The organism is Archangium minus (assembly GCF_044360475.1).
Lineage (GTDB): Bacteria > Myxococcota > Myxococcia > Myxococcales > Myxococcaceae > Archangium > Archangium minus.
Window position 1 is genome coordinate 6,918,695 of sequence record NZ_CP043494.1, and the last position, 22,435, is coordinate 6,941,129.

The window sequence follows — 22,435 nt, forward strand, 5'->3', positions numbered from 1 at the left end:
GCCCCAAAACTTGGGACGGAAGCGCCCCGATGCAAGCAAGCTCCGTACACCGCCAGCCGTTCACGCCAGACAGAGCACATCCAATCCCCAGGAATTTCGGGGGGTTGGGGGTACACGCTCTCCGTACGGGCGAGACTACGGCCTGCCCGCCCGGATGCTTCACTGTCAACAACACGCCACTCCACATTGCCGATTCCCGTTCGCTGTCCCACCTTTCACGCCAATTCAGTCCGGGAGGATCTGCGTGAATGGTGGCGGCGGAGGCGGTCTGAAGGTCTGGCTCCGGATACTGACGCCCGTGTTGGCCTCGATCGCGGGGCTGACGATGTTGCGGCTGCTGGGGCCTGACTTCATCAACCAGAAGGAGCTCCACGGCTTCCTGGCGCCGATGGGGAAATGGGCGCCCATTATCTTCGTCCTCTTCCTGGCGGTGCGGCCGGTGACGCTCTTGCCCGGTCAAGTGTTCACCGCGGTGGGCGGAATGATTTTCGGCACCCGTGCAGCGACGCTCTATTCACTGCTGGGCAGCTTCCTGGCCGCAGCGCTCATCTTCGGACTGTCGCGCTGGCTGGGAACGCGGTTGATGAAGCGCATGGCGGGCAGCCGCTACCCGGCGATCACCCGCGTGGCACGACGGCACGGCTTCAAGTTCGCGCTGCTCATGTGCATCAACCCCCTGTTCCCCACGGACGTGATGATCGCGGCGGCGACGGCCGCGGGGGCGCGCTTCTGGCCCCTGACGCTGGGGGTGCTGCTGGGCACCATCCCGGGCACGTTCCTCACCGCGCAGTTCGGCAGCGGACTGGCGCAGGGCCAGACGGTGGTGACGGTGGTGTCCGGCGTGGGGATGGTGTTGTCGCTGGTGCTGGGCGCGGTGCTCGGCCGCCGCATCTACCAGGAGATCAACGAGGAGGCTCCGGCCAGCGAGGAGGAGCAGCGTGAGACTCGGGCCCCGACACGGGGTGCACCGCTCGCGGCGAAGGGACAGCTCGGCCGGCCCGCGATCTCGACCTTCCAGGAGCTCCCACCTACGGGCCCGTGATCAGGCGCGGGTCTCCGCTCCCTCCCGCTCCAGCGCGTCCAGCGCCGCGGTGATCGCCTCCACCAGCGCGGCCTCGTCGCCCGGACCCTCCACCCGGGCGCCCTGCCGAGTGATGTAGAACGAGTCCATGGCGCGGTGGGCCTCGGTGGCCACCTTGGCGACGGCGATCTGCACGCCCGCCCGGGTGAGGGCGGAAGAGATCGCGTGCAGCAGACCCACGCGATCCTGCGTCACCACGTCCACCACGGTGAAGTCGCGAGAGGCGCGGTTGTCCACCGTCACCCGGGGAGGCACGGGCGGCAGGTGCCGCTGCAGGAGCGAGCCCGTGCGGCGTCGGCGCAGCACGTCCTCGATGGAGACCTCGTCCATGAGGACGCGCAGGAGATCCGTCCGGGCCATGCGCCAGCGGGAGCGCTCGAGCAGGAGGCCATGGGGAGGCCGCACGTCGAAGACGTCCAGCGCGAGCCCGTCCGAGGTGGAGACGATGCGCGCGGAGAGGATGTCGATGCGGTGGGCGGACAGCACGCCGGTGAGCAGCGAGAGCAGGCCGGGCCTGTCATGGGCCACGAGGGACAGCTCGCTGTAGCCGGCCTCTGGGTGGTGGCGCAGAGCCGCGGCCAGCGGACGCTTTCGTGCGCACGCGAGCAGGCGCGCATGAAGCGTGGCGTGCGAGGGATCCGTCCCGAGGAAGTAGCGTTCGGGGAGCACCCGACCCAGCTCACGCGCCCGGGCCTCGCCGAAGGCACGGGCCCAGCGCGCATGGAAGCGCACGCGCTCGAAGGGAGTCTCTCCCGAGGGCGTCGCCGAGCCGACCAGGTGGGCTCGGGCCTTTTCATACAGCTCGCGCAAGAGCTGCGCCTTCCACCCTGTCCACATGCGAGGCCCCACCGAGCTGATGTCCGCCCAGGTGAGGAGGTAGAGACAGGTGAGCTTCTCCACATCGCCCACGCTCCGAGCGAAGTCGGCGATGAGGGCCGGGTCGCTCAGGTCGCGGCGCTGGGCGGTGTGGCTCATCGCCAGGTGATCCTTCACGAGGAACTCGGCCACCTCGCGCTGGCGGGGCGAGAGCCCCAGGCGCTCGCCGAGGGCGACCATCAGCAACCGGCCCTTCTCCGAGTGGTTGCCGCCCATCCCCTTCCCCGCGTCGTGGAGAAGCATGCCGAGGTAGAGCGGGAGCGGATCCTTCAGGTCGCGCATCTCGCGGGAGAGCTCGGGCTCCTGCGCCACCAGATCTCCAGCGCGCAGCGCGTAGAGGCGGCGCACGGCGAAGAGGGTGTGAACGTCAACGGTGTACACGTGGTACAGGTCGTGCTGGTGGTGGGCGGTGACGCGGCCGAACTCAGGCACCACGGTGCCGAGCACGCCGGCGTCATGCAGCTCGAAGAGGCGCTCGCCTCGGGTGCCCGGCCGGGCGAAGAGCGCCTTGAAGGCGGCGGTGACAGCAGGAGTCGCGCGAGCGGTCTCCAGCGCAGGCAAGGCCTGCACCGCCTGCTCGCGGGCCCACGAGTAGAGAGGCAGACCGTTCTCCTCGGCGGTGCGGAAGAAGTCGAGGATGGAGGCGGGCTCACGGGTGAAGAGGCCCGGATCGGACACGGTGAGCTTGCCGCGAAAGACCTTGAAGGCACCGAGCCGGCGCTCGGGAAGGAACGAGACCTTCCGAGCGATGCTGATCTCCTCGCAGCGGGCGATGAGCGCGTCAGCGGCCTGGCGTAGGGCGTTGGCGGCCAGGTAGTAGTCCCGCATGAAGGCCTCGACAGGCAGCACGGGGCCCTGCTGGTAGCCGAGGAAGCTCGCCAGCTCCTCCTGGAGATCGAACGTCAGCCGATCCTCCTTGCGTCCGCGCAGGAAGTGGAGCTGGTGACGGATGCGCAGCAGGAAGTCTCGGGCAGCCTTGAGCCGCGTCACCTGCGAACCAGGGAGAATGGACTGCTGCAGCAGGCCGGTGAGGCCGCGCGTGCGGAAGCGGACTCGGGCGATCCACAGGGCGGTCTCCAGGTCACGCAGGCCGCCATCGCCCTGCTTGAGGTTGGGCTCGAGCAGGAAGACGGAGTCGCCGAAGCGCTCGCGGCGGGAGCGCAGCTCCTGGACCTTGTCCTGGATGTAGGCGTCGGCGCGGTGGGTGAGGAGCGCGGGGAGGACCTTCTCCTCGAACACGTGGAAGACGGCGGCGTCGCCGGTGAGGAAGCGCGCATCGAGCAGCGCGGTGCGGATGGTGTGATCGGCATCGGCGGCGCGAACGCACTCGTCAGGGCCACGGGCGCTCCAGCCGACGGCGCGCTTGAGATCCCACAGGAGCGTGGGGAACGCACGGGCCAGGGGCGCGACGGACTCCTCGGAGACACCAGGGCCGCGCAGCAGGAGCAGATCCAAATCCGATTGGGGAGACAACTCGCGGCGCCCGTAGGAGCCGAGCGCGACAAGGGCGAGCCCCGGGGGCGCGTGAAGCTCGGCGGCGAGCTCGGAGAAGAGCCCCTGGACGAGCCGATCCGTGGCGGCGGAGAGCAGGCGGCAGGTGGACAAGCCAGCGGCACCGCCCCGGTGGAACGCCTCGACGCGAGCGTGGGACTCGCGGAGGTACTCACGCGCACGAGCCAGTCGATCCTCAGGCCCACCGGGGGGAAACCCGGGGAGCGAGCCGAGGGCCGCACGGTGGCTCGGCGATGGCGGTGACGGAATGGGCGGGACGCTCATGGCTGGCTCGCGATCGATGGGACAAGGCCTGGCGACCCTGTCACAACCGAAGGATGCAAGAACCGCCGTGGCCCCGCTACTGCACCTTCACCGTGGCCATCTGACGCCGACCGCCGAGGAAGTCCTCCACGCCGTGAGCGATGGCCTGGGCCACTTCCTCCTGGTACGTGTCCGAGGCCAGACGCTTCTCCTCCTCGGGGTTGGACAGGAAGGACGTCTCCACGAGGATGGCCGGCATCTTCACGCCCAGCAGCACGTAGAAGAGCGCCTCCTTGGTGCCCAGGTTTTTCACACCCTTGTAGTGGCTGGACAGGTGGCTCACCAGGTTCTTCTGCACCTGGTTGGCCAGCCGTGTGGACTCCTCGGTGTTGGCCTTGGTGGCCAGGTCCGCGAGGATGAACTGCAGGTCGCTGATGCCCTTCTCCGAAGACGCGTTCTCGCGCGCCGCCAGCCGGATGGAGTAGCGATCCGCCGAGGTGTTGAGCGTATATGTCTCGATGCCCCGCAGCTTCGAGGAGGGCGCCGCGTTGCAGTGGACGGAGATGAAGAGGTCGCCCTTCATCTCGTTGGCCAGACGCGCGCGCTCCTCCAGCTTGAGGTAGTGGTCATCCTCGCGGGTGAGCATCACCTCCAGCCCGCGGGTACGCAGCTCTCGAGCGAGCTTGCGCGCGATGGCCAGCGTCACTTCCTTCTCCTGGGTGCCCTTGCGACCGATAGCGCCGGTGTCATGCCCACCGTGCCCCGCGTCGATGACCACCCGACGTACCTTCAGCCCGAGCTGCTCCGCCAGCGTCAGCTCGGAGGAGTTGGACGCCTTGGCAACAGCCTTGAGGCGAGCCTGGGCGACATGATCGTCCACCGGAGCAGTCACAGGCTTGTTGGACGCGAGCTCCTCCGCCGGCTGCGCGGCCGGAGGCTGCTTCGCGGCGGGCTCACGCGACTGATTGTTGATGGCCTCGATCAGCGGCGACACCTCGGGCTTCGCGCCCTCCGGAGCCGAAGCCACGGCCTGGGCAGGAGCCGCAGCCGGAGCGGGGGTCGCGGCCTGAGTGGGAGCTGCGGCCTGGGCGGGAGCCGGCTCCGGAGTGTTCGGCTTGGACAGCTCGACGCGGACCACCGGCACCTGCTCCGTGGGAGCCGGCGTGGAGGGCGCGGAGGAAGCCACGGCGGGCGCGGGCGCGGGCTCCGGCGTACGAACCGGGGGCTTGGCGCGCGCGGGGGCGGGCGCGGGCGCCTTGGGCGAAGGAGGCGGTGGGAGCTTGGAGAGCAGCGCCTTCAGCTCCCGGGCACGATCGCCCTTCGAACTGACGGCGAGGCTGCTGGTGATGACACGACGCGCGGCTTCGGGCTGATCCAACCGCTCGAAGTAGATGTGCGCGAGGGCCAACGCCGCGTCATCCGCGAGCCGGTGCCGCGCATGGGCCTCCACCACGCGGGTGTAGTCGGCGATGGCCGCCTGTTGATCCTCGACGACGAAGGAGATGCGGCTCAGCCCGTTGAGCAGCTCCGCCGCGGTGTAGAGGGCCTCGGCGGTGCGCTGGCTCTTGGGAAAGCGGCTGGCCACGGACTCGAACTTGTGCGCCACGTTGAGCCAGTTGTGGCGCAGCTTGCGTCGCGCAGCGTCGTCCTTGAGGGCGTAGTAGGACCTGCGGGCCTCCTGGTAGGCCTCCTCGGCCGGGTCACGCTTCGCCTGGGCGGCGATCGGTGACAGCAGGGCCAGCAACAGGACGAGGCGAGGGACCATGAAGAGTCCTCCAAGGAAGGCGAGGGCTACAGACGTGTGTCACGGCCCCCCTGCCCCCGCAAATTTTCGCCCCCTAGGGAACTCCGGACCGACGAGGGCCTCAGCGCACCCAACCCAGTGCCCGAGCGAGCTCCTCGTCGATGACGCGGGCCTGGCCGGGCAGAGATGACAGCACCGCCGCCAGCACCTTGTCCCCATTGCGCACCGGAGCCCGGCCGGGGCTCAGACGCGCGCGGACCGTGAGCGTCTGTTCCTGCTTCCGGAAGGTGGCGGGGAAGAACACCTCCCGACGAGACTCGGGCAGCGGACCGTCCGGCGTCAGCCACACCAACATGCCCTTGCGCAGTGGCTCCAGCTCCGCGCGCAGTGTCCGCCGCAGCTCCCAGGCGAAGAGCCCCACGGCCACCAGCGCCCCAAGCCCCAACCCCCAGGGCACCAGCCCCAGCGCCTGCGCGCGTGAGCGCACGTAGGCTGCCTCCCGAGGCTTGTCCGGCACGCGGGGATCCACCAGCAGCGTGATCAGAGCGCCCGGAGCCAGCCCCTCGGCATACTCGGCATGGGTGCGCACGCCACTGGCCGAGTACTGCACCTTGTCCACGGCGTAGAGCACCTCCAGCTTCGCCTCGGCGCCCTCGCGCTCGCCACGGGGCGGCAGCGACATGGCAGCCACCCGGCCCTCCAGTTCCTGGGCTCGCGAGAGGAAGCCCTGCTCCTCCACCACGAAGCGACCCAGGGCCCTCGCGCCCGCGCCGAGCGCCGCCATCAGCACCAGCCCCATGGCCAGCACTCGGACGAGCCGACCCATGGCTCCGGGCACCTTGAAGAGGGGAACACGCCGAGGGGCCTGGGGGATGGCGAGCTGCATCGCTCCATCCTATACCCCCGGCTCACACCCAGGTCAGCGAGTACTCGCAGCTCAGCGGACCCAGCATCCGCCCCCGCACCCGGGGATCTCTCGCGCCCATCACCTCGAGCGCTGCCGTCAACGCGCCCTCGACGTACGCGCTGGGGAGGAAGTCGTGATCGAACAGGACGCGGACCCGCCTCGACTCTTCCCACGTCACCGAGCACTGCCCGCCATTGGATGAAGCCACCGCGTACGCCATGGGCAGGCTGTCCACCAGCCGCTTGGGATTGCCCATCAGCAGAGACTGCAACGGCCTGCCCGTGGAAGAGGCGAAGAAGTCCGTCGCGCCCCGGCGACCCAGTGCGCGCAGCGCCCCCTCGAAGTCCCCATACCCGTTCCCCAACAGCCGCGACGCCGTCCACAGCAGCCGCAAGAAGGTACTCGCCGGGTAGCGGGAGAAGTCCACGAACCGCCGCTCCCCACACGCTTCGACGCACCGCTCCATGGAGACCGCGTCGCCCAACTCGCGCATGACCTCGAGGACACTGCGGAAGAACATCCCCCGCACGGTGTCCGCAGGCGTAGCCAGGAGCAGACGCCGTTCTAGCTCCCGTTCGGCCCCGGTTCCGCCAGGGGCCGCGCCGGTCTCACGCCTCATGTGCGACAACCCTCCCACTCCCGAATCAGTCCCCTCCTCCAATATCGGTGAGAGACACACTCACGGCACGAAAACTTCTCCCAGAAGTTCGGATTCAAAACAAACGGCCGAGGGATAGGCCCTCTCTTCAACGGTGTATGATTGTGTACAAGCCTCCCGCAGGTTCGCGGCATGGGAGATGCAATTTCGTCATGTCGAGAACATCCATCGTCGAAATGGGACAAGCCGCTCCGGGACTGATCACGCCGCAGGAGCCGTCATCCCGGAAAACCGAGGGGCAGTTCCTCTCTCGGCTGGATGTCTTCCTGTCCGAGCCCTTGCGCCGGACACCGTTGGAGGAGCACGGCCGTTACCGCCTGCTGGTCTGCATCGCCCTGGGCCTGATGGTCGTCGACGTGCTGGCCCTGCTCTTCCTCCCGTTCAACCCCCAGGCCTGGAATGACGGCCCGGTCGCGTTCGTCTCCCTCCTGCTCAACGTGCTCGCGCTGGTGTTCCTGCGCCGACGCTCCTCGCACGAGCTCTCCGCGCTGCTCGTCTGCTGGACCATCGCCGGCGCTTTCGTGGTCTCCAGCCTCACCAGCAGTTGGCCCTACACGGCCTCGCACGCGGCGGGCATGCTGCTCCCGGCGCTCTCGGTCTACCTGGTGGGGCCCCGCTCGGGGCTCGTCCTCACCGTGCTGATGAGCCTGTACGTGGGCATCCTCCACCCGCTCCGGTTCACGACCCCGGGCGTCGTGTCGCCCCCCATCCCGGCCGGCCACCTGTGGATGCTGGACACCTTCGCCGCCCTCTGCATGCTGGGCATCTGGGCGGTGAGCTGGCTGCACACCTCCGCACGTGAGCACGCCCAGGCGGCACGCGAGCAGGCACTGCGCACGCTCCGCGAGAGCGAGCGCAAGCTGCACAGCCTCATCGAGAACACCGATGATCAGGTGTGCTCGCTCGATATAGAGGGACGGGTCATCATCGCCAACTCGGCGATGCGGCGGGCCTTCCGTGAGCGCCATGGCAGAGAGCCGGTGCCGGGCGAGCCGCTCCCCATCCACGACCCCGCGGGGATCCAGGAGAAGATACGACAGCGCATCCGCCAGGCCATCACCGGGCAGAGCGTACGGATCGAAGACATCCACAAACAGGGAGAGCGGGTGCAAGTGGTGGATATCTCCATCAAGCCCGTCTTCGGAGAGGACGGTCAGCCCCAGGGCGTGACCCTCTTCGGACGGGACGTCACCGAGCGAAGGGAGGCGGAGACGAAGCTCGGTGAGATGCACCGCACCCTGCTGGACGTGTCGCGGCAGGCGGGCATGGCGGAGATGGCCACGGGGCTGATGCACAACGTGGGCAACACCCTCAACAGCGTCAACGTCTCGGCCAGTCTCATCACCGACCGCCTCCGCGGCCTTCGCGTGGGAGGCCTCATCCGGGCCGCGGAGCTCCTGCGCGAGCATGAAGGGGATCTCTGCACCTTCCTCGCCACGGATCCCCGCGGGCAGCAGCTCCCGGCCTATCTCATCGCCCTCTCCGGGCAGCTCGCCGAGGATCAACAGGCGCTACTGGCCGAGCAGCAGACGCTCACCGACGGACTGGATCACGTGAAGTCCATCGTCACCATGCAGCAGGGACACGCCCGCGTCGCCGGCATGATGGAGCTGATGTCCGTGACCCGGCTCATCGATGACGCCCTGCGCCTGCACGCCGTCTCCTTCGAGCGCGCGAAGATCGACATCCACCGTGAGTACGCCGAGGTGCCGCCCATCCTGTTGGATCGTCACAAGCTGTTGCAGATCCTCCTCAACCTGCTGAGCAACGCGCGCCACGCGCTGATCGACAGTGGCCGTCCGGACAAGCGCCTCACCCTGCGCGTCCAGCCCGCTCCCGAGGATCGACTGCACATCCAGGTGTCCGACAACGGGAAGGGCATCTGCGCCGAGCACCTCGCGCGCCTCTTCACCCAGGGCTTCACCACCAAGAAGGACGGCCACGGCTTCGGGCTGCACATCAGCGCGCTGGCCGCCATCGAGATGGCCGGGAGCCTCACCTGCGACAGCGCGGGACCTGGCCAGGGCGCCACCTTCACCCTCGAGCTGCCCATGCAGTGCGAGGAGCCCCGGAGCTGAGCCCGCCGCGAGTGTGAACCCGTTCACAGCCGGGCCCGGGAGCCGGTGCTATGAGCGTCCCCACTCGACACAACACGAGGGGGGAACACCATGAGGACATTCATCCTGGCGATCACGGCCGCGGGCACGCTCCTGGCGTGCAAGGGCGGAGACACGACCGGAGCAGCCAGCTCAACGGATTGCGCCACGTCTTCTTCTTCGGGAGGCTCCTCCGGGCTCTCGGCTTTCGAGCAGGGCCTGGTGGGTCCGTTGCTCACGGACGTGCGCGAGGGCGTGCAGCCCTGGAGTGAGCAGAGCATCGGCATCTGCAAGGGCCAGGGCCGCGACTGCGAGGAATTCATTGGCACCAACGCCGAGGATCTTCCGCCCGGCGAGTACATGATGCGCGCCGAGCTCAAGGTGCCGCGCGTGGGTGACAAGGGCACCTGGCGAGTGAAGTTCGAGGCCCAGTGCACCACGACGCGCAAGACCGCGAGTGGCGAGACCACCACCACGAGCACCACCAGCAAGGAGTACGATGTGCAGTACGCTGGCACGGAGCGCGGCTCGCGGCTGTCGCCGCTCTTCACCATCCGGAGCCCGGACCCGAGCGGCGAGAAGCACTGCAACTACAAGGTCACGTCACTGCACCCGGACAAGCCCTCCGAGTGGACGGGGAGCTGGTCGGTGCCGCAGGGCTGAGCGCTCGCAAATACTAAGACAACAAGACGGCTCGGGCGCGAAGGCGTGCCCGGGCCGTTTTTCTTTTCTATTTACTCTACGTGCGTTAATCAGCACTCCCCGTCAGCCTAGCAATATCAGAAATTGGGGAATTACATGCACGCGTTTCAGAGGACGTCATTCCATGCGGTACTGATTCTGAGCCTGGGAGGGATCGGATGCGATCTGTTCCAGGGAGATGACGAGAAGGAGAACAGGGCCCCCACCATCACCCAGGTGAGCGCCGCGTCGGCCGCCATCAACGAGGGAACGAGCACCACGCTCACGGTGGCCGCCAGCGATCCGGATGGGGATTCCCTCACCTACTCCTGGACCCAGCTCCCGGCCGCGCCCACGGGCTCCTTCAACGACGGGACCGGGGAGACCCAGACGTGGACCGCGCCCCTCGTGGCGAGCGACACGACCTTCACCCTGCAGGTGACGGTCTCGGATGGAAAGGGAGGTTCGAGCCAGGCCACGGTGGATGTTGCGGTGGCTAATGTTGCCGCTCCCAACCGCGCGCCCTCCGTGGCCGAGACCATCACCGCCCCTGCGTCGGTGATCGCGGGAGACACCGCCGACCTCTCCATTGTCGCCAGCGATCCGGACGGCGACACGCTCACCTACTCCTGGACGACGAACCCTGCCAACCTGGGCACCTTCACGAACGCGACGGCCGCCGCCGCCCAGTGGCGCTCCTCCGACATCAACGAGGCCACGACCTATACCTTCCAGGTGACCGTGTCCGATGGAACCGACTCCGTGACACGCTCGGTGAACGTGCGCGTCGACGTCCCCTCCTATGCCGCCCACATCCAGCCCATCTGGAACGTGCAGTGCGTGCGATGCCACACCGGCTCGCCGGGCCGCGGAAGTCTGACCCTGGATGCGGACAAGTCCTATGCCTCCATCGTTAATGTCGGAGCCGCCGGCAGACCCTGCAGCCCCACGGGCCTTATGCGCGTTACGCCGGGCAAGCCCGATGAGTCCCTGATGGTGACGAAGCTCGGCAGCGGTCCCTTGCCCTGCGGCAGCAGGATGCCGACGGACAACCCCACCTACTTCGACGAGCACCCCGGCGAGCTCACCCGCATCCGCTCGTGGATCCTCGCCGGCGCGCTCAACAACTGAGCCTCCAGCCTCATGATGCCGCCGCTCCCGTTGGCGATCCTCATGGCAACACTCTCCGCCGGCACTCCCCCATCACCGGACTTCGGCGTCGAGGCCGCGACACGGTTCGCGGACCTCGCGCTCGCCTGCGTCCACCGGGAGTACCCAAACAAGATCGCCCACGTGATGAGCGGTGACGCAGACGTGCGCCCTCCCCGCGAGCTCACCCCCGCGTTCTACGGCTGCTATGACTGGCACTCCGCCGTGCACGGACATTGGCTCCTCGTGCGGCTGGCGAGGACTCACCCGGAGGCGCCCTTTGCGGCTCGGGCTCGGGAGGCGGTGGCCAAGAGCCTGACGCCCGCGAACATCGATGCAGAGGTGCGCTACCTGAGCGCTCTGGGTCGGGTCTCCTTCGAGCGTCCCTACGGGCTGGCGTGGTTGCTCCAGCTCGCGGCGGAGCTGAGGGAGTGGGACGATCCCCAGGCACGCGAGTGGTCGGCCACGCTAAAGCCCCTCGAGGCGCGCGCGGCCGATCGACTCCGGGAGTGGCTGCCCAAGCTCTCGCGGCCCATCCGCGAGGGCGAGCACGATCAGACAGCCTTCTCCTTCGGGCTCATCCTGGACTGGGCGCGAAAAGCGGAAGATCGCGCCATGGAACAACTGCTGACGGAGCGGGTGGAGACATTCTACGGGAAGGATCGCCGAGGCCCGCTCTCCTACGAGCCTTCCGGACAGGACTTCCTCTCGCCGTGCCTTGCCGAGGCGGACTTGATGAGGCGCATCCTCCCACCGGCGCGCTTCGCCACGTGGCTGCGCGGCTTCCTGCCGGAGATTCCGAACGATGGCTCCACGAAGTGGCTCGAGCCAGCAGTCGTGACGGATCCGAGCGATCCGAAGCTGGCGCACCTGGATGGCCTCAACCTGAGCCGGGCATGGATGCTGGAGGGGATCATCTCCGGCCTTCCGCCCGCGGACAAACGGCTCCGTTCGCTCCAGGCGACGGCGCAACTGCACCGCGAGGCGGGACTCCGTGCGGTGACGGGCGCCCACTATGAGGGTGGCCACTGGCTGGGCAGCTTCGCCGTGTACCTCGTGACTGGGAGGGGTATACGGAAGCCATGAATCCGTATCCCAAGCTTGAGGGAGTCGGGCACATCGAGGCATTCGTTGCGGAGCCTGCGTCCCTCTTTGACGCCCTCCAGCGAACCATTGCTTGGGACACGCGCATGCGCGCGCGGCTCACCGCCAGCTTTGGCGCACCGTACAATTACTCCGGCATCACCTACCCACCTGTGCCCATGCCCCCGGAGCTAGATGCGTTGGCGCAGCGGATTGAGGACGTGGTCCAGCACCGCATCACGAATTGCCTCATCAACCTCTACCCAGAGGGCACATCCAGCATGGGATTCCACTCGGACTCCTATGCGCATCTCCAGCCAGGCACCACCGTCTCCATCGTGAGCCTGGGCGGTCCACGCATCCTGCGCTTCCGGCACAAGGCGGCGAAGGAAGACATCGTGGACGTGCCGCTACGAAGTGGCTCTCTGCTGGTGATGCAGCAGCGCGTGCAGGACGAGTGGATGCACGCGCTGCCGCCCGAACCCGAGGCACCGCCTCGGATGAGCCTCACGTTCCGCCAGGTCCTTTAGCCACTGGCGAGGGGATGAGGATGAGCTCCTCCTGCGGCGGGATGAGGTACTCCGCGCCCTTCTCCGTCACCACGGCCATCTCCTCGACCGAGAGCGTCTTCGTCTCGCCAGGCGTCGCGAGCTTCCAGGCGAAAAAGCCATCGAAGGCGAAGACCTGCCCGGGACGAATGGGCTTGAGTGCACTGCCCGTGGGCGGCTTGCCCGTCTGTGCCCCCGAGAGCGCCGGGCCCACGTCGTGCGCCCAGTACCCCACGGGATGCCCCGTGCCCCACATCACCGGCTCCGAGCCCGCCTCTCGCATCCAGTCCCGCTGGGCCTTGTCCACCTCGTAGCCGCGCACTCCTGGCTTCATCGCCGCGAGCGCCACACGGTTACCCTTCTTCGACTTCTCCCACTTCTCCAGCGCGTCCTTCGGCGGCTGCGTCTCGCCCGGAGCGAGCACGTAGGCGAAGCGCTGGATGTCCGTCACCCACATGCCCTCGACCTTGATGCCGAAGTCCGTCTGGATGAAGTCACCCGGCTGGATGACCCGGTCCGTCGCGTGCGAGTGGCCACGGTCCACGCCTGAGTTCACGTTGGGGTTCTGGTCCGGCTGCCAACCATCCTCCACACCCAACTCAGCGATGCGCTTCTTGAGGAAGCGCGCCACGTCTGAGTCTCGCGTCGTCCCCGGCACCACGGTGCGGTAGGCCTCCTCCTGGAGCGAGGCTGTCAGCGCGGCGGCCCGACGCATGATCTCCACCTCCTCGGGCAGCTTCACCGACAGCCACTCGAAGACGAGCTCCTCGGAGGACGTGAGGCGAGCGCGCAACGCGGGAGGCAACGCCGCTTCGATCCGCGCACGCTGGGTGGCCGACAACCCGTCCGCCACCGTCAAGGTGCTCGAGGAGTTCACCGCGATGCGCTGGGGCTTCGCCTCGGCGAGCCTCGCGGCCACCCGGGCGTACAGGTCCGTGCCGCGATCCAGGGAGACCACCTCGTCATGAAGGCCCACGTCCTTGAGTGCCTTCGCCTCACCCGCCGGAGAGAGCGCGATGGAGCGCACGCCGGCCTTCTGCTTCAGGAAGAGGAAGGCGGCGGGAGAGCCTGCGTTCTCACAGCCGATGTGCGCGGCCAGAGGATCGTTGTCGTTCTCGCGGCAGAGCACGACCCAGGTATCCACCTTCGCTCGCTCCATGGCCGCCGGCAGCAGTTGCTGGATACGGGCCTTGCGAATGCGCGGCCAGGCTCGCTGGGCGTGGGACTCAGCGGCGCTCGCGGGCAGGGCCGAGAGCAGTAGGATGGCGGAGAGCAGGGCACGTCGCATCGAGAGGAAGCCTCCTGGGCAACAGGGGCCGCCATTCTCACCCAGGGCCCGACCTCGACCAACCCGATTGCCTCCAGCTCATCGCGATGTCCTCCCAACACGAAGACCTTCAGCGCCTCACCCGGCTCGCCGTCCAGCACCTCGTCGACAACTGGATGAGCCGGAGCTGGACCTACCGGCCGTGGGGAATGTGGTTGCTGCTCTGGGGAGCCATCCGGAATGGCGAAGAGACGGAACCACTCGAATCCGTCGTGCCACTGACCGAGGCGTGGTTCCTGACCTCATCGGGCTTCGTCCGACGCGAGCAGTGGGACGCCCTCCGCCAGCTCGCCGTGCGGCAGGCGGAGCTCGAACGCCAGGGGCTCGCTCCCTCCACGGGGGTGGGAATCCTCCAGGTGGCGCCCTACCGCGATCTTCTCGCGGTGTATGCGGACTGCAACTATGGCCCCATGAACGAGGGCGGGTTCCGGATGGAGCTCGATGACCAGGGTCAACCCGTCTATGTCGGCATCTGGCGGTCATGAGGCCTTCGAGGCCCCTGTCTTCTCGAGCTCGGATACGAGCAACTCCGAGACCCGGCGCACGCGTGGGATGTCGAGCGCGGACTTCGCGCACACCAGATGGAGCGTGCTGCGCTGGTAGGGCCCGAGATCGATAGACAGCGGAACGAGCGACGTCGGGCGCGAGAAGCGGTGCCGGAAGCGGGCCATCACCATCGCACCGATGCCGGCCTCCGCCGCCGCGAGCTGGACGAGGTAGTTGTCCGAGGTGAACGCCGGGGTGAACCCCGGAATGAGCTCCTCGAGTTGCGGATTGGGCGGCAGCGTGTCGAGCGGTGGTGACCAGGCGATCCACGGCAGATCAGAGAGGCTCGGCTTGCGCGGCAGCTTCGCGGCGAGCGACTTCGAAACACAGACGGTGTTCTCGAACTCGAGCGCCAGCACCTGTTTCAATCCCTCCTGGGTCGGCGCCTTGCTGCGCAATGCGAGGTCCGCTTCTCCCCGGTTGAGGTCGAGGTATTGAACGGACGAGAGCACCTCGAGACGCAGGCCCGGGTGCTTGCCCGCGAGCCACGCCGCGAAGGGCGCGAGGAAGTCGAAAGACAGATAAGGACTCGCCGTGATGCGGACGAGGCCTCGCGGTGACCGGTCGGAGGAGTCCACGGCCCGGCCCACCTCACCAGCCCACTCCGCCATCTTCTTCGCCGGGACCAACAACCGCTCGCCCGCGCTGGTGAGCGAAGCCCCGTCCACGCTCCGCCGGAAAAGGGCCGCGCCGAGCGAGTACTCCAACGCGGCCAGACGGCGGCTCACGGTGGGCTGACCGATGCGCAGCTTCCTCGCCGCGCCGCTCAGGCTGCCCGTCTCCGCCACCGCCAGGAACAGCCGCACGTCTTCCCAGGGGATATCCATGAATGGATGGCATCATGCCGAAACGCTCGCTTTCAATCCATCCGCGAATAGGTAGGGTTGCGCCCATGAGAAACCTGCTCGTCACCACTGCCCTTGCTGCCCTGCTCTCCGGATGCGCGGTGAGCTCCCATTCCACCCAGAAGTCCACCCTCGGAGTCCCCCGCTCGTCCGCGGACATGCTGGCGGTCATCGACCAACCCGGCCCCATCACGTTCGAGACGGTCGCCTCCTGCGACTGGCAAGTCGACCGGAGTGGCCTCATCAACCTCAAGCACCCGCGCGCGAAGGAAGCGGGCCTCACCGACGGGCCGGAGAAGATCCAGGTGTTCTTCCACGTGCTGCGCCACCCCACGCACGGCACCTTCATCGTCGACACCGGCGTCGAGAAGGCCCTGCGCGACAATCCCAGCAAGGCCGCCGTACGCGGGCTGGTGGCCTCGGTCATGAAGCTCGAAACCATGAAGTTCAACGAACCTCTCGGGGACTGGCTCGCGAAGCAGGAGGCGCCCCTCCAGGGCGTGTTCCTCACGCACCTGCACTTCGATCACATCGCGGGCATGGCGGACGTCCCCGCGGGGACAGCCGTCTACACCGGCCCGGGCGAAGCCTCGTTCCGCGAATTCCAGAATGTGTTCGTGCAGGGAAACTCGGATCGCGCGCTCCAGGGCAAGGCCCCCATCAGCGAGTGGTCCTTCGAGCCCGATGCGACCGGCCGCTTCGCCGGGGTGCTCGACATCTTCGGGGACGGATCCGTGTGGGCGCTCTGGGTGCCGGGCCACACGCCGGGCAGCACCGCGTACCTCGTGCGCACAACGAAGGGCCCCGTGCTTCTCACCGGTGATGCAAGCCACACGCGCTGGGGCTGGGAGCACGACGTCGAGCCGGGTACCTTCTCCAGCAACATCCCCAAGAGCGCCGACAGCTTCGCGCGCCTGCGCCAGCTCGCCGCCGAGCACCCCACCCTCCAGGTGCACCTCGGCCACCAGTTGTGAACCGTCAAGCCCGCTCGCCTGGGGAGGGAGTTCTCTACCAGCCAGAGCACCCCCGGAGCCGCTTACTCCTCCACCGTAGGAGCCCGCGCGGGTGCTAACCTGCGCCGGTGATGAAGCGCATTCTTCTTGTCCTGGTCGGGGTCGTGGTCCTCGCCGTGAGCGCGGTTGCCGGTGCATTCTTCTGGGCGGAGAGCGGAGTGCAGCGCTCCGTGGCCCCGCCGGGTGCCCCCACTGTGGAGTTCACCGTGCCCAAGGGCACCACGGGGCGCGGCCTGGGGCCGCAACTCGCGTCACAGGGGCTGATCAGCGATGCCCGGCTCTGGCGCTGGCTCCTCTTCCGCCGCGGTCACTTCGCGCCCAAGGCCGGCCGCCATGCAGTGAGCCCCTCCATGACGATGGCGGAGATCGCCACCGCGCTCGAGGGCGCCCCCATCCCCGATGACGTTCCCTTCGTTGTCATCGAGGGATGGCGCCTGCGCGACACCGATGCGGCACTCGCCGCGGCGGGCCTCATCAAGCCCGGCGCCTACATCGCCGCCGCCAGCCAGCCCGAGCGGTTCACCGCCCCCTTCCCGCTCCCCAAGGGCACGCTCGAGGGCTACCTCTACCCGGAGACCTACCGGGTGGTGCCTGGCGCCTTCAAGGTGGAGGAGATGCTCCAGCGCCAGTTGGACACCTTCGCTGAGCGCTTCTACACGCCCAACAAGGAGGCCATCGCTCGCAGCGGTCGCAGCCTCCACGAGGTGGTGGTGATGGCCTCGATGCTGGAGCGTGAGGAGCCCGTACCGGCGCAGCGGCCACTGGTCGCCGGCATCCTCTGGAAGCGCGTCGACAAGGGCTTCCCGCTGGGCGTGGACGCGACCTCCCGCTACGAGTTGGCCGAGTGGAATGACCGACTGGCCTTCCTCAAGCGCCTGCGCAACCTCGAGGACCCCTGGAACACGCGCCACCGCAAGGGACTGCCGCCGGGCCCCATCGGCGCGCCCACCGTGGAGTCGCTCCAGGCCGCGCTCGCTCCCAAGCCGAGCGAGTTCTGGTACTACCTCCACGACGCCGAGCGGCGCCTCCACCCGTCTCGCAACGCCGAGGAGCACGAGGCCCTGCGCCGCAAGTACAACGTGTACTGAAACAGATGGTGGTGGTGGCCCTGTTAGAACACGGGCTCACCATGACCGCTCGTACTGAAAACCTGAATGTTGTCGGCTTCGACCGCATGCCCTCCCCCGCGGAGATCAAGGAGCGCGTGCCGATGACCGAACGCGCGGCCGGCTCCGTGCTCGCCGGCCGACGGGCCTTGATGGACATCTTGGATCGCAAGGACCCTCGCCTGTTCGTGGTCGTGGGTCCCTGCTCCATCCATGATCCCAAGGCAGGTATCGACTATGCGCGCCGGTTGCGCGCGCTCGCCGACGAGGTCCGGGACACCATCCACGTGGTGATGCGGGTGTACTTCGAGAAGCCGCGCACCTCGACCGGGTGGAAGGGCTTCATCAATGATCCACGGATGGATGACTCCTTCCACATCGAGGAAGGAATGGAGCGGGGCCGCCGCTTCCTGCTGGACGTGGCCGAGCTCGGCCTGCCGGCGGCGACCGAGGCGCTCGATCCCATCGCGCCGCAATACTATGGCGATCTGATCTCCTGGACCGCCATCGGCGCGCGCACCGCGGAATCCCAGACGCATCGCGAGATGGCCTCGGGCCTCTCGACCCCCGTGGGTTTCAAGAACAGCACCGACGGCTCCCTGGAAGCTGCAGTCAACGGCATCCTCTCCGCCTCCCGTCCGCACAGCTTCCTGGGGCTCAACGAGAACGGCGCGTCGGCGATCATCCGCACCCGCGGCAACTCCTACGGTCACCTCGTGCTGCGAGGTGGTGGCGGACGGCCCAACTACGACACGGTGTCCATTTCCCTCGCGGAGCAGGCGCTCGCGAAGGCGAAACTGCCCAGCAATGTCGTGGTGGATTGTTCACACTCCAACTCCTGGAAGAAGCCGGAGCTGCAGCCGCTGGTGATGCGCGACGTGGTGCATCAGATTCGTGAGGGCAATCGCTCGGTGGTCGGCCTGATGATCGAAAGCTTCATCGAAGCCGGCAACCAGCCCATCCCCGCCGATCTCTCACAGCTGCGCTACGGCTGCTCGGTGACCGATGCCTGTGTGGATTGGAAGACCACCGAGGAGATGCTGCGCGGTGCCCACCAGGCCCTGCGCGACGTACTGACTGCGCGCAAGGCAGCGTGATCGACAGGCTCAACCTGTAAGCGAAATCCCTCACATCCGCGGGCGCACCGGAGCTGCGACGCGGTGTGACGAATCAGTGGAATCAATGCCAGCCATTGACTTCACTTAAAGTATTTGTTTCCCTTCACACCCTCACTCGCTGTGAACCCAGTGGGTCGTGGGGGGACACGATGCGTTCGCGAATCAGCAGGCACCTGGGCCTCGTGCTGCCGGAGGTCCAGGCCGCCATTCCGAAAGCCTTCACCGCTGCGAGCCTCAAGAGTACGGGGACTCCCAGGACAGAAACAGTCCCCGTGCTCCCGCCCGAGTTCAACTGGCGCGACTACACGGTGATGCTGTTTCACGTGGCGTCAGAGATTGAACACTCGCTCATGGTGCAATACCTGTTCGCCGCCTATTCATTGGGCGGGCCGCAGGTACCCGAGCACCTGCGAGCGAACGTTCGCCGCTGGCAGGAGATCATCCTCGGCATCGCCAAGGAGGAGATGGGCCACCTGGTCACCGTGCAAAACCTGCTCACGGTGCTGGGCGCGCCGCTCAACTTCGATCGCGAGGACTACCCCTGGGGCTCCGAGTTCTACCCGTTCACGTTCACCCTGCAACGGCTGACACTGGACTCACTGGCCAAGTACGTCTGCGCGGAGAGCCCCGCCGGCTGGAGCGGCCCGGAGGCCGAGGAGATCAAGCAGCGCGCCGCCTATGACGCGGGCCAGGAGGTCAACCGGGTGGGCGCACTGTATGCGCGGCTCGATCAGATCCTCGCCAATCGCGAATGGCTGCCAGATGCCATCTTCCAGGCGCAGACGCTGCCGTATCAAGCCTCCTGGGACGAGTGGGGCCGCGGCTACACCCAGGGCGAGCGCGGCCGGGAATCCGGCAACGTTCCCAGCGTCCAGGCGCCAGAGCTGCTCATCGAGCCGGTCACCTCGCGTGACTCGGCCCGCCAGGCGCTCCACGCCGTCGGCCAGCAGGGAGAGGCCTTCACCGAGGACGAGACGGGGTTGGACGAGCGTTCACACTTCCGCCGCTTCCTGGGCATCTACCAGGAGATGAAAGCGCTGAGCGCCGAGGAGCTCGCGCTGGTGACACGCCCGGTGGCGGAGAATCCCAAGACGAGCCAAAACCTGAACCAGGTGACCGTCGTCCAAACGATGTTCATGGGCACCGCGAGGGCCGAGGGACGCGAAGCGCCGGTCAGCCACGTCATCACCCACCCGGAAGCCCTCCAGTGGGGGCACCTGTTCAACCTGCGCTACCGGATGTTGTTGCTCGACGTGTCGCACGCCTTCCGGCTGGCGGGCCCGCTCAACGACGGTAACTCGCTCACCGCGCGCGGCTCGCTCATCCACCGCACCTTCGCGGAGATGTACAACCTGCGTGCCGTCGCCGGCATGCTGCTCCAGCTCCCGCTCGACGCGGAGCAGCCCAACGGACCCCGCGCCGGTCCCCCCTTCGAAATGCCCTACTCGCTGGAGCTGCCCGAGGAGGACTCGGATTGCTGGCTGCTGCAGAGGGATCTCGTCCAGGCCGCGCAGCTCCTCATCCGCTCGCTGTGGGACCTCGTTCCACCCGAGCGAAAGCGTTACCTCGAATCCCTGGAGCAGTCGGACCGGCTCGCGCTGGAGCAGCTCCAACGCCTCATCGCCCGGCGGTAAGTGGCGCTCGCCCCATAAGGAGACAGCATGACCATCCAGGAATTGCGGATCCTTCCACCCCTGGCCGTCGGACGCCTGGGCGCCGGCTCGCCCATGGATAACTACAATGCCGAGGTCGATCCCCAGAAGCCGCTCGGCTACCGGAAGCTGACGCCCGCGGAGACATTCGTCATAGACCCGGGGACGGGGGAGATCACCGGCACCCGCGTGCCCCAGGTGTTGCGCTTCACCGAGAACGGCAAGGTGCGGTCGGTGGCTCCGTTCCTCGAGGTCTGGGCACTCACCTCCGAGGGCCAGCTCGAGCCGCTGACGAAGACGCTGCTGGAGCGCGCCGGGTTGACGCCCGCGGCCGTGACGTGGCGGGTCCACGTGGGCAACCACAAGGTGTACCGCCGCACGGGTGTGGAGGCCGACCGGATTGAAGCAGTCGTGGGCCCGTTCTCCGACCATGCCCCGCACGCGCTGCTGGGCGATTGTCAGAACTTCTGGCCCAACAAGCGCCTGCCTCTGGGACAGGTGCAATACATCAAGCCCACGGACACGTTCCCGGAGATCCGCCTGCGCTTCACGCCGGCGCACGGGAACGTCTATGGCTCCAGCAAGGAGCAGCCCCAGGGCAAGTCGTCGGACCCGAACATCTCCGACGTGCTGTACGACGCCAACAAGGGCACGTGGCAGGGGCACTACGACAAGAGCGGAGACCCCACTCTCACCATCCCCGCGAACATCTACGCGGGCGACCAGGTGGGCGACAACTGGGTTAGCAAGGGCTACCTGGATGACGAGTGCGATGGCCTCGTCTACGTGGAGCTGACGGTGGAAGGGCGCACGCTCACCGCCTATGGCCGCATCGGCGCGGGCCCTCCCGCCTACGCGCCCGACAGCTACCCGGTCCGCACCGTGGCGGACGAGCTGGAGCAGGCCATGCACGGCCCCGTGACACCACAGAACGAGGCCACGCTGGCGCAGGCGGAGGAGATCATCCGCCGGGCCTTCGAGACGGTCCGGCTGATGAACACGGCGGTGATGAACGGCAACACCGTGAACGGCCAGGTGGACGTGGCCAGCACCATGGTGCGGCAGGACACCGCGGATACCGGCCGCCGCTTCGAGCCCATCATGGCCTCGTCGCTGGTGGACACCGAGGCGGTGCTCAACCTGCACCAGAACGTGTTCACCGCGCTGCGCGGCGGCACGGCACCGTGGTTCTCGGACGTGCTGCGTGAGTACGACCAGATTGGAGACCTGTCCGCCAAGGGCCGGCGGAAGATGCCGGCGCTGATGCGCGGCGCAGACGGACGCTACATGGCGCTGACCCGGCGACAGGTGGATCTCATCCGCAAGGTGGCCCGCCGCGACATCTTCGCGCCGGAGGAGCCCGGACTCGCCACCCCGCCGCCCAACAAGAAGGAGGAGCAGGGATGAAGAGGATCGATCCGAAGAACCTGACCGCGCAGCTCCTCCACCGGGCCGCCGGCAACCCGCCCAGCACCCTGCCCGACTCGGCCATCTCCAACTGCTACCCAGGCCTGGAGTTCGACTTCCGCAATCTCTGGCGCCGCATCTTCGAGGGCATCGAGCTGCACGAGGCGGACAACTACGTCGTCCGCGGCGAGGGCGAGTACGAACGCCTGAAGGGGCGTCGCCTGCTGCGCGTGGCAGCGCAACCCATCGTGGTGAAGGTGGCCGGCCCGCAGAGCCCGGGCGGCAGCCCCGTCCCGCTCACTTCGGGCATCAACCCGGAGGGCGTGTGGGCCATGGAGTGGTCCAACGTCCTGGCGAAGGTGCTGCACGAGAACGCCGGCAGGATGGTGACGTGCGAGTTCACCCTCGAGCAGGAGCCGCTGCCGGTGGGCCTCACGGACGCGAACGGCCAGCCGCGGGAGCTGGAAGCGGTCCAGCTGCGCATCCGGCCGCTGTTCGCCTGGAGCGAGCTCGCGCTGAGCAACCTGCCGGTCATCGAGGAGCAGCTGGTGAGGCCGGGCGAGCTGACGCAGAGCCTGTGCTCGCCCTGGCAGAACGACTACCGCGAGTGCGCCTGCTACTACTGGGCCTCGAGCCGACCCGACTACATCAACACGGAGCTCGACGAGCGGGGCGTGAGCGTGGGCAACAACTGGATGTCGGTGGATCGCGTGCCCAAGGAGTACGTGCTGGACAACCGGGAAGACTCGCGGCTGGTGACGTACGACGATCTGTTCCAGGACTGGCAGGGCAAGCTGCGGTTCATCATCGGCGGCAAGGACGGCGAGTAGCCACCCCAGCACG

Annotated in this window: 19 protein-coding genes; 13 read left to right on the top strand and 6 right to left on the bottom strand. The window is 67.7% G+C overall.

The features are described 5' to 3' along the window. Positions 1 to 298: 298 nt before the first annotated feature. The gene (locus F0U60_RS28010; protein ID WP_395804013.1) at positions 299 to 1,042 is read left to right on the top strand and encodes a TVP38/TMEM64 family protein; all 744 of its coding nucleotides are present in this window, start codon (positions 299 to 301) and stop codon (positions 1,040 to 1,042) included. Here the strand turns inward: F0U60_RS28010 and glnD are convergent, their stop codons facing one another. The 4 genes from glnD to F0U60_RS28030 form a co-directional block, all read right to left on the bottom strand. Continuing rightward, positions 1,043 to 3,733: a [protein-PII] uridylyltransferase gene (gene glnD, locus F0U60_RS28015; RefSeq protein ID WP_395804015.1), complete on the bottom strand. Its 2,691-nt coding sequence runs from the start codon at positions 3,731 to 3,733 to the stop codon at positions 1,043 to 1,045. A gap of 76 nt (positions 3,734 to 3,809) precedes the next feature. Continuing rightward, positions 3,810 to 5,477: an N-acetylmuramoyl-L-alanine amidase gene (locus tag F0U60_RS28020; protein WP_395804017.1), complete on the bottom strand. Its 1,668-nt coding sequence runs from the start codon at positions 5,475 to 5,477 to the stop codon at positions 3,810 to 3,812. Between the two features lie 100 nt (positions 5,478 to 5,577). Continuing rightward, the gene (locus tag F0U60_RS28025) at positions 5,578 to 6,342 is read right to left on the bottom strand and encodes a DUF3592 domain-containing protein (RefSeq protein ID WP_395804019.1); all 765 of its coding nucleotides are present in this window, start codon (positions 6,340 to 6,342) and stop codon (positions 5,578 to 5,580) included. Between the two features lie 22 nt (positions 6,343 to 6,364). Further along, positions 6,365 to 6,982: a TIGR02265 family protein gene (locus F0U60_RS28030; protein ID WP_395804021.1), complete on the bottom strand. Its 618-nt coding sequence runs from the start codon at positions 6,980 to 6,982 to the stop codon at positions 6,365 to 6,367. A gap of 191 nt (positions 6,983 to 7,173) precedes the next feature. Between F0U60_RS28030 and F0U60_RS28035 the strand changes: the two genes are divergently transcribed. The 5 genes from F0U60_RS28035 to F0U60_RS28055 all read left to right on the top strand — a co-directional run bounded on the left by F0U60_RS28035 (position 7,174) and on the right by F0U60_RS28055 (position 12,560). Then, on the top strand, positions 7,174 to 9,099 hold the full coding sequence (locus tag F0U60_RS28035) for an ATP-binding protein (protein WP_395804023.1): 1,926 nt from the start codon (positions 7,174 to 7,176) through the stop codon (positions 9,097 to 9,099). 90 nt (positions 9,100 to 9,189) lie between these two features. After that, positions 9,190 to 9,780, top strand: coding sequence for a hypothetical protein (locus tag F0U60_RS28040; protein ID WP_395804025.1), 591 nt, complete (start codon positions 9,190 to 9,192; stop codon positions 9,778 to 9,780). Positions 9,781 to 9,915: 135 nt separating this feature from the next. Beyond that, complete coding sequence (locus F0U60_RS28045; RefSeq protein WP_395804027.1) at positions 9,916 to 10,929, top strand: PKD domain-containing protein; 1,014 nt, start codon at positions 9,916 to 9,918, stop codon at positions 10,927 to 10,929. A gap of 42 nt (positions 10,930 to 10,971) precedes the next feature. After that, entirely contained in the window at positions 10,972 to 12,033 is a 1,062-nt protein-coding gene (locus tag F0U60_RS28050; protein ID WP_395804029.1) for a DUF2891 domain-containing protein, read from the top strand. Continuing rightward, positions 12,030 to 12,560, top strand: a complete 531-nt coding sequence (locus F0U60_RS28055; protein WP_395804031.1) for an alpha-ketoglutarate-dependent dioxygenase AlkB — start codon at positions 12,030 to 12,032, stop codon at positions 12,558 to 12,560. The genes F0U60_RS28050 and F0U60_RS28055 overlap by 4 nt, the downstream gene beginning before the upstream one ends. Here the strand turns inward: F0U60_RS28055 and F0U60_RS28060 are convergent. Continuing rightward, on the bottom strand, positions 12,538 to 13,866 hold the full coding sequence (locus tag F0U60_RS28060) for a M24 family metallopeptidase (protein WP_395804033.1): 1,329 nt from the start codon (positions 13,864 to 13,866) through the stop codon (positions 12,538 to 12,540). The two genes, F0U60_RS28055 and F0U60_RS28060, sit on opposite strands and share 23 nt — an antisense overlap. Positions 13,867 to 13,952: 86 nt before the next feature. Here F0U60_RS28060 and F0U60_RS28065 point away from each other — a divergent pair, with 86 nt between their 5' ends. After that, entirely contained in the window at positions 13,953 to 14,390 is a 438-nt protein-coding gene (locus F0U60_RS28065; protein WP_395804035.1) for a hypothetical protein, read from the top strand. Here F0U60_RS28065 and F0U60_RS28070 read toward each other — a convergent pair. Further along, positions 14,385 to 15,278 carry a LysR family transcriptional regulator gene (locus tag F0U60_RS28070; RefSeq protein ID WP_395804037.1) on the bottom strand — a complete coding sequence of 298 codons (894 nt, stop codon included), beginning with the start codon at positions 15,276 to 15,278 and terminating at the stop codon, positions 14,385 to 14,387. The two genes, F0U60_RS28065 and F0U60_RS28070, sit on opposite strands and share 6 nt — an antisense overlap. Before the next feature lie 65 nt (positions 15,279 to 15,343). Here F0U60_RS28070 and F0U60_RS28075 point away from each other — a divergent pair, with 65 nt between their 5' ends. The 6 genes from F0U60_RS28075 to F0U60_RS28100 all read left to right on the top strand — a co-directional run bounded on the left by F0U60_RS28075 (position 15,344) and on the right by F0U60_RS28100 (position 22,422). Then, the gene (locus F0U60_RS28075; protein ID WP_395804039.1) at positions 15,344 to 16,270 is read left to right on the top strand and encodes an MBL fold metallo-hydrolase; all 927 of its coding nucleotides are present in this window, start codon (positions 15,344 to 15,346) and stop codon (positions 16,268 to 16,270) included. 110 nt (positions 16,271 to 16,380) lie between these two features. Further along, a complete protein-coding gene (mltG, locus tag F0U60_RS28080; protein ID WP_395804041.1) occupies positions 16,381 to 17,397 on the top strand; it encodes an endolytic transglycosylase MltG in 1,017 nt (338 codons plus the stop codon). Positions 17,398 to 17,438: 41 nt separating this feature from the next. Beyond that, the gene (locus tag F0U60_RS28085) at positions 17,439 to 18,512 is read left to right on the top strand and encodes a 3-deoxy-7-phosphoheptulonate synthase (RefSeq protein ID WP_395804042.1); all 1,074 of its coding nucleotides are present in this window, start codon (positions 17,439 to 17,441) and stop codon (positions 18,510 to 18,512) included. Positions 18,513 to 18,682: 170 nt separating this feature from the next. Further along, entirely contained in the window at positions 18,683 to 20,167 is a 1,485-nt protein-coding gene (locus F0U60_RS28090; protein WP_395804043.1) for a ferritin-like domain-containing protein, read from the top strand. Between the two features lie 27 nt (positions 20,168 to 20,194). Then, a complete protein-coding gene (locus tag F0U60_RS28095; protein ID WP_395804045.1) occupies positions 20,195 to 21,592 on the top strand; it encodes a hypothetical protein in 1,398 nt (465 codons plus the stop codon). Further along, entirely contained in the window at positions 21,589 to 22,422 is an 834-nt protein-coding gene (locus F0U60_RS28100; protein WP_395804047.1) for a hypothetical protein, read from the top strand. Before F0U60_RS28095 ends, F0U60_RS28100 begins: the two co-directional genes overlap by 4 nt. The last annotated feature ends 13 nt before the right edge of the window (positions 22,423 to 22,435 follow it).

Excerpts from the sequence above, each read along its gene's own strand:
- F0U60_RS28095 (WP_395804045.1), top strand. The coding sequence starts at position 20,195 with ATGACCATCCAGGAATTGCGGATCCTTCCACCCCTGGCCGTCGGACGC.
- F0U60_RS28035 (WP_395804023.1), top strand. The coding sequence starts at position 7,174 with ATGTCGAGAACATCCATCGTCGAAATGGGACAAGCCGCTCCGGGACTG.
- F0U60_RS28020 (WP_395804017.1), bottom strand. The coding sequence starts at position 5,477 with ATGGTCCCTCGCCTCGTCCTGTTGCTGGCCCTGCTGTCACCGATCGCC.
- F0U60_RS28045 (WP_395804027.1), top strand. The coding sequence starts at position 9,916 with ATGCACGCGTTTCAGAGGACGTCATTCCATGCGGTACTGATTCTGAGC.
- F0U60_RS28090 (WP_395804043.1), top strand. The coding sequence starts at position 18,683 with ATGCGTTCGCGAATCAGCAGGCACCTGGGCCTCGTGCTGCCGGAGGTC.
- F0U60_RS28075 (WP_395804039.1), top strand. The coding sequence starts at position 15,344 with ATGAGAAACCTGCTCGTCACCACTGCCCTTGCTGCCCTGCTCTCCGGA.
- F0U60_RS28040 (WP_395804025.1), top strand. The coding sequence starts at position 9,190 with ATGAGGACATTCATCCTGGCGATCACGGCCGCGGGCACGCTCCTGGCG.
- mltG (WP_395804041.1), top strand. The coding sequence starts at position 16,381 with ATGAAGCGCATTCTTCTTGTCCTGGTCGGGGTCGTGGTCCTCGCCGTG.
- glnD (WP_395804015.1), bottom strand. The coding sequence starts at position 3,733 with ATGAGCGTCCCGCCCATTCCGTCACCGCCATCGCCGAGCCACCGTGCG.
- F0U60_RS28085 (WP_395804042.1), top strand. The coding sequence starts at position 17,439 with ATGACCGCTCGTACTGAAAACCTGAATGTTGTCGGCTTCGACCGCATG.
- F0U60_RS28060 (WP_395804033.1), bottom strand. The coding sequence starts at position 13,866 with ATGCGACGTGCCCTGCTCTCCGCCATCCTACTGCTCTCGGCCCTGCCC.
- F0U60_RS28070 (WP_395804037.1), bottom strand. The coding sequence starts at position 15,278 with ATGGATATCCCCTGGGAAGACGTGCGGCTGTTCCTGGCGGTGGCGGAG.
- F0U60_RS28025 (WP_395804019.1), bottom strand. The coding sequence starts at position 6,342 with ATGCAGCTCGCCATCCCCCAGGCCCCTCGGCGTGTTCCCCTCTTCAAG.
- F0U60_RS28065 (WP_395804035.1), top strand. The coding sequence starts at position 13,953 with ATGTCCTCCCAACACGAAGACCTTCAGCGCCTCACCCGGCTCGCCGTC.
- F0U60_RS28050 (WP_395804029.1), top strand. The coding sequence starts at position 10,972 with ATGGCAACACTCTCCGCCGGCACTCCCCCATCACCGGACTTCGGCGTC.
- F0U60_RS28055 (WP_395804031.1), top strand. The coding sequence starts at position 12,030 with ATGAATCCGTATCCCAAGCTTGAGGGAGTCGGGCACATCGAGGCATTC.
- F0U60_RS28100 (WP_395804047.1), top strand. The coding sequence starts at position 21,589 with ATGAAGAGGATCGATCCGAAGAACCTGACCGCGCAGCTCCTCCACCGG.
- F0U60_RS28030 (WP_395804021.1), bottom strand. The coding sequence starts at position 6,982 with ATGAGGCGTGAGACCGGCGCGGCCCCTGGCGGAACCGGGGCCGAACGG.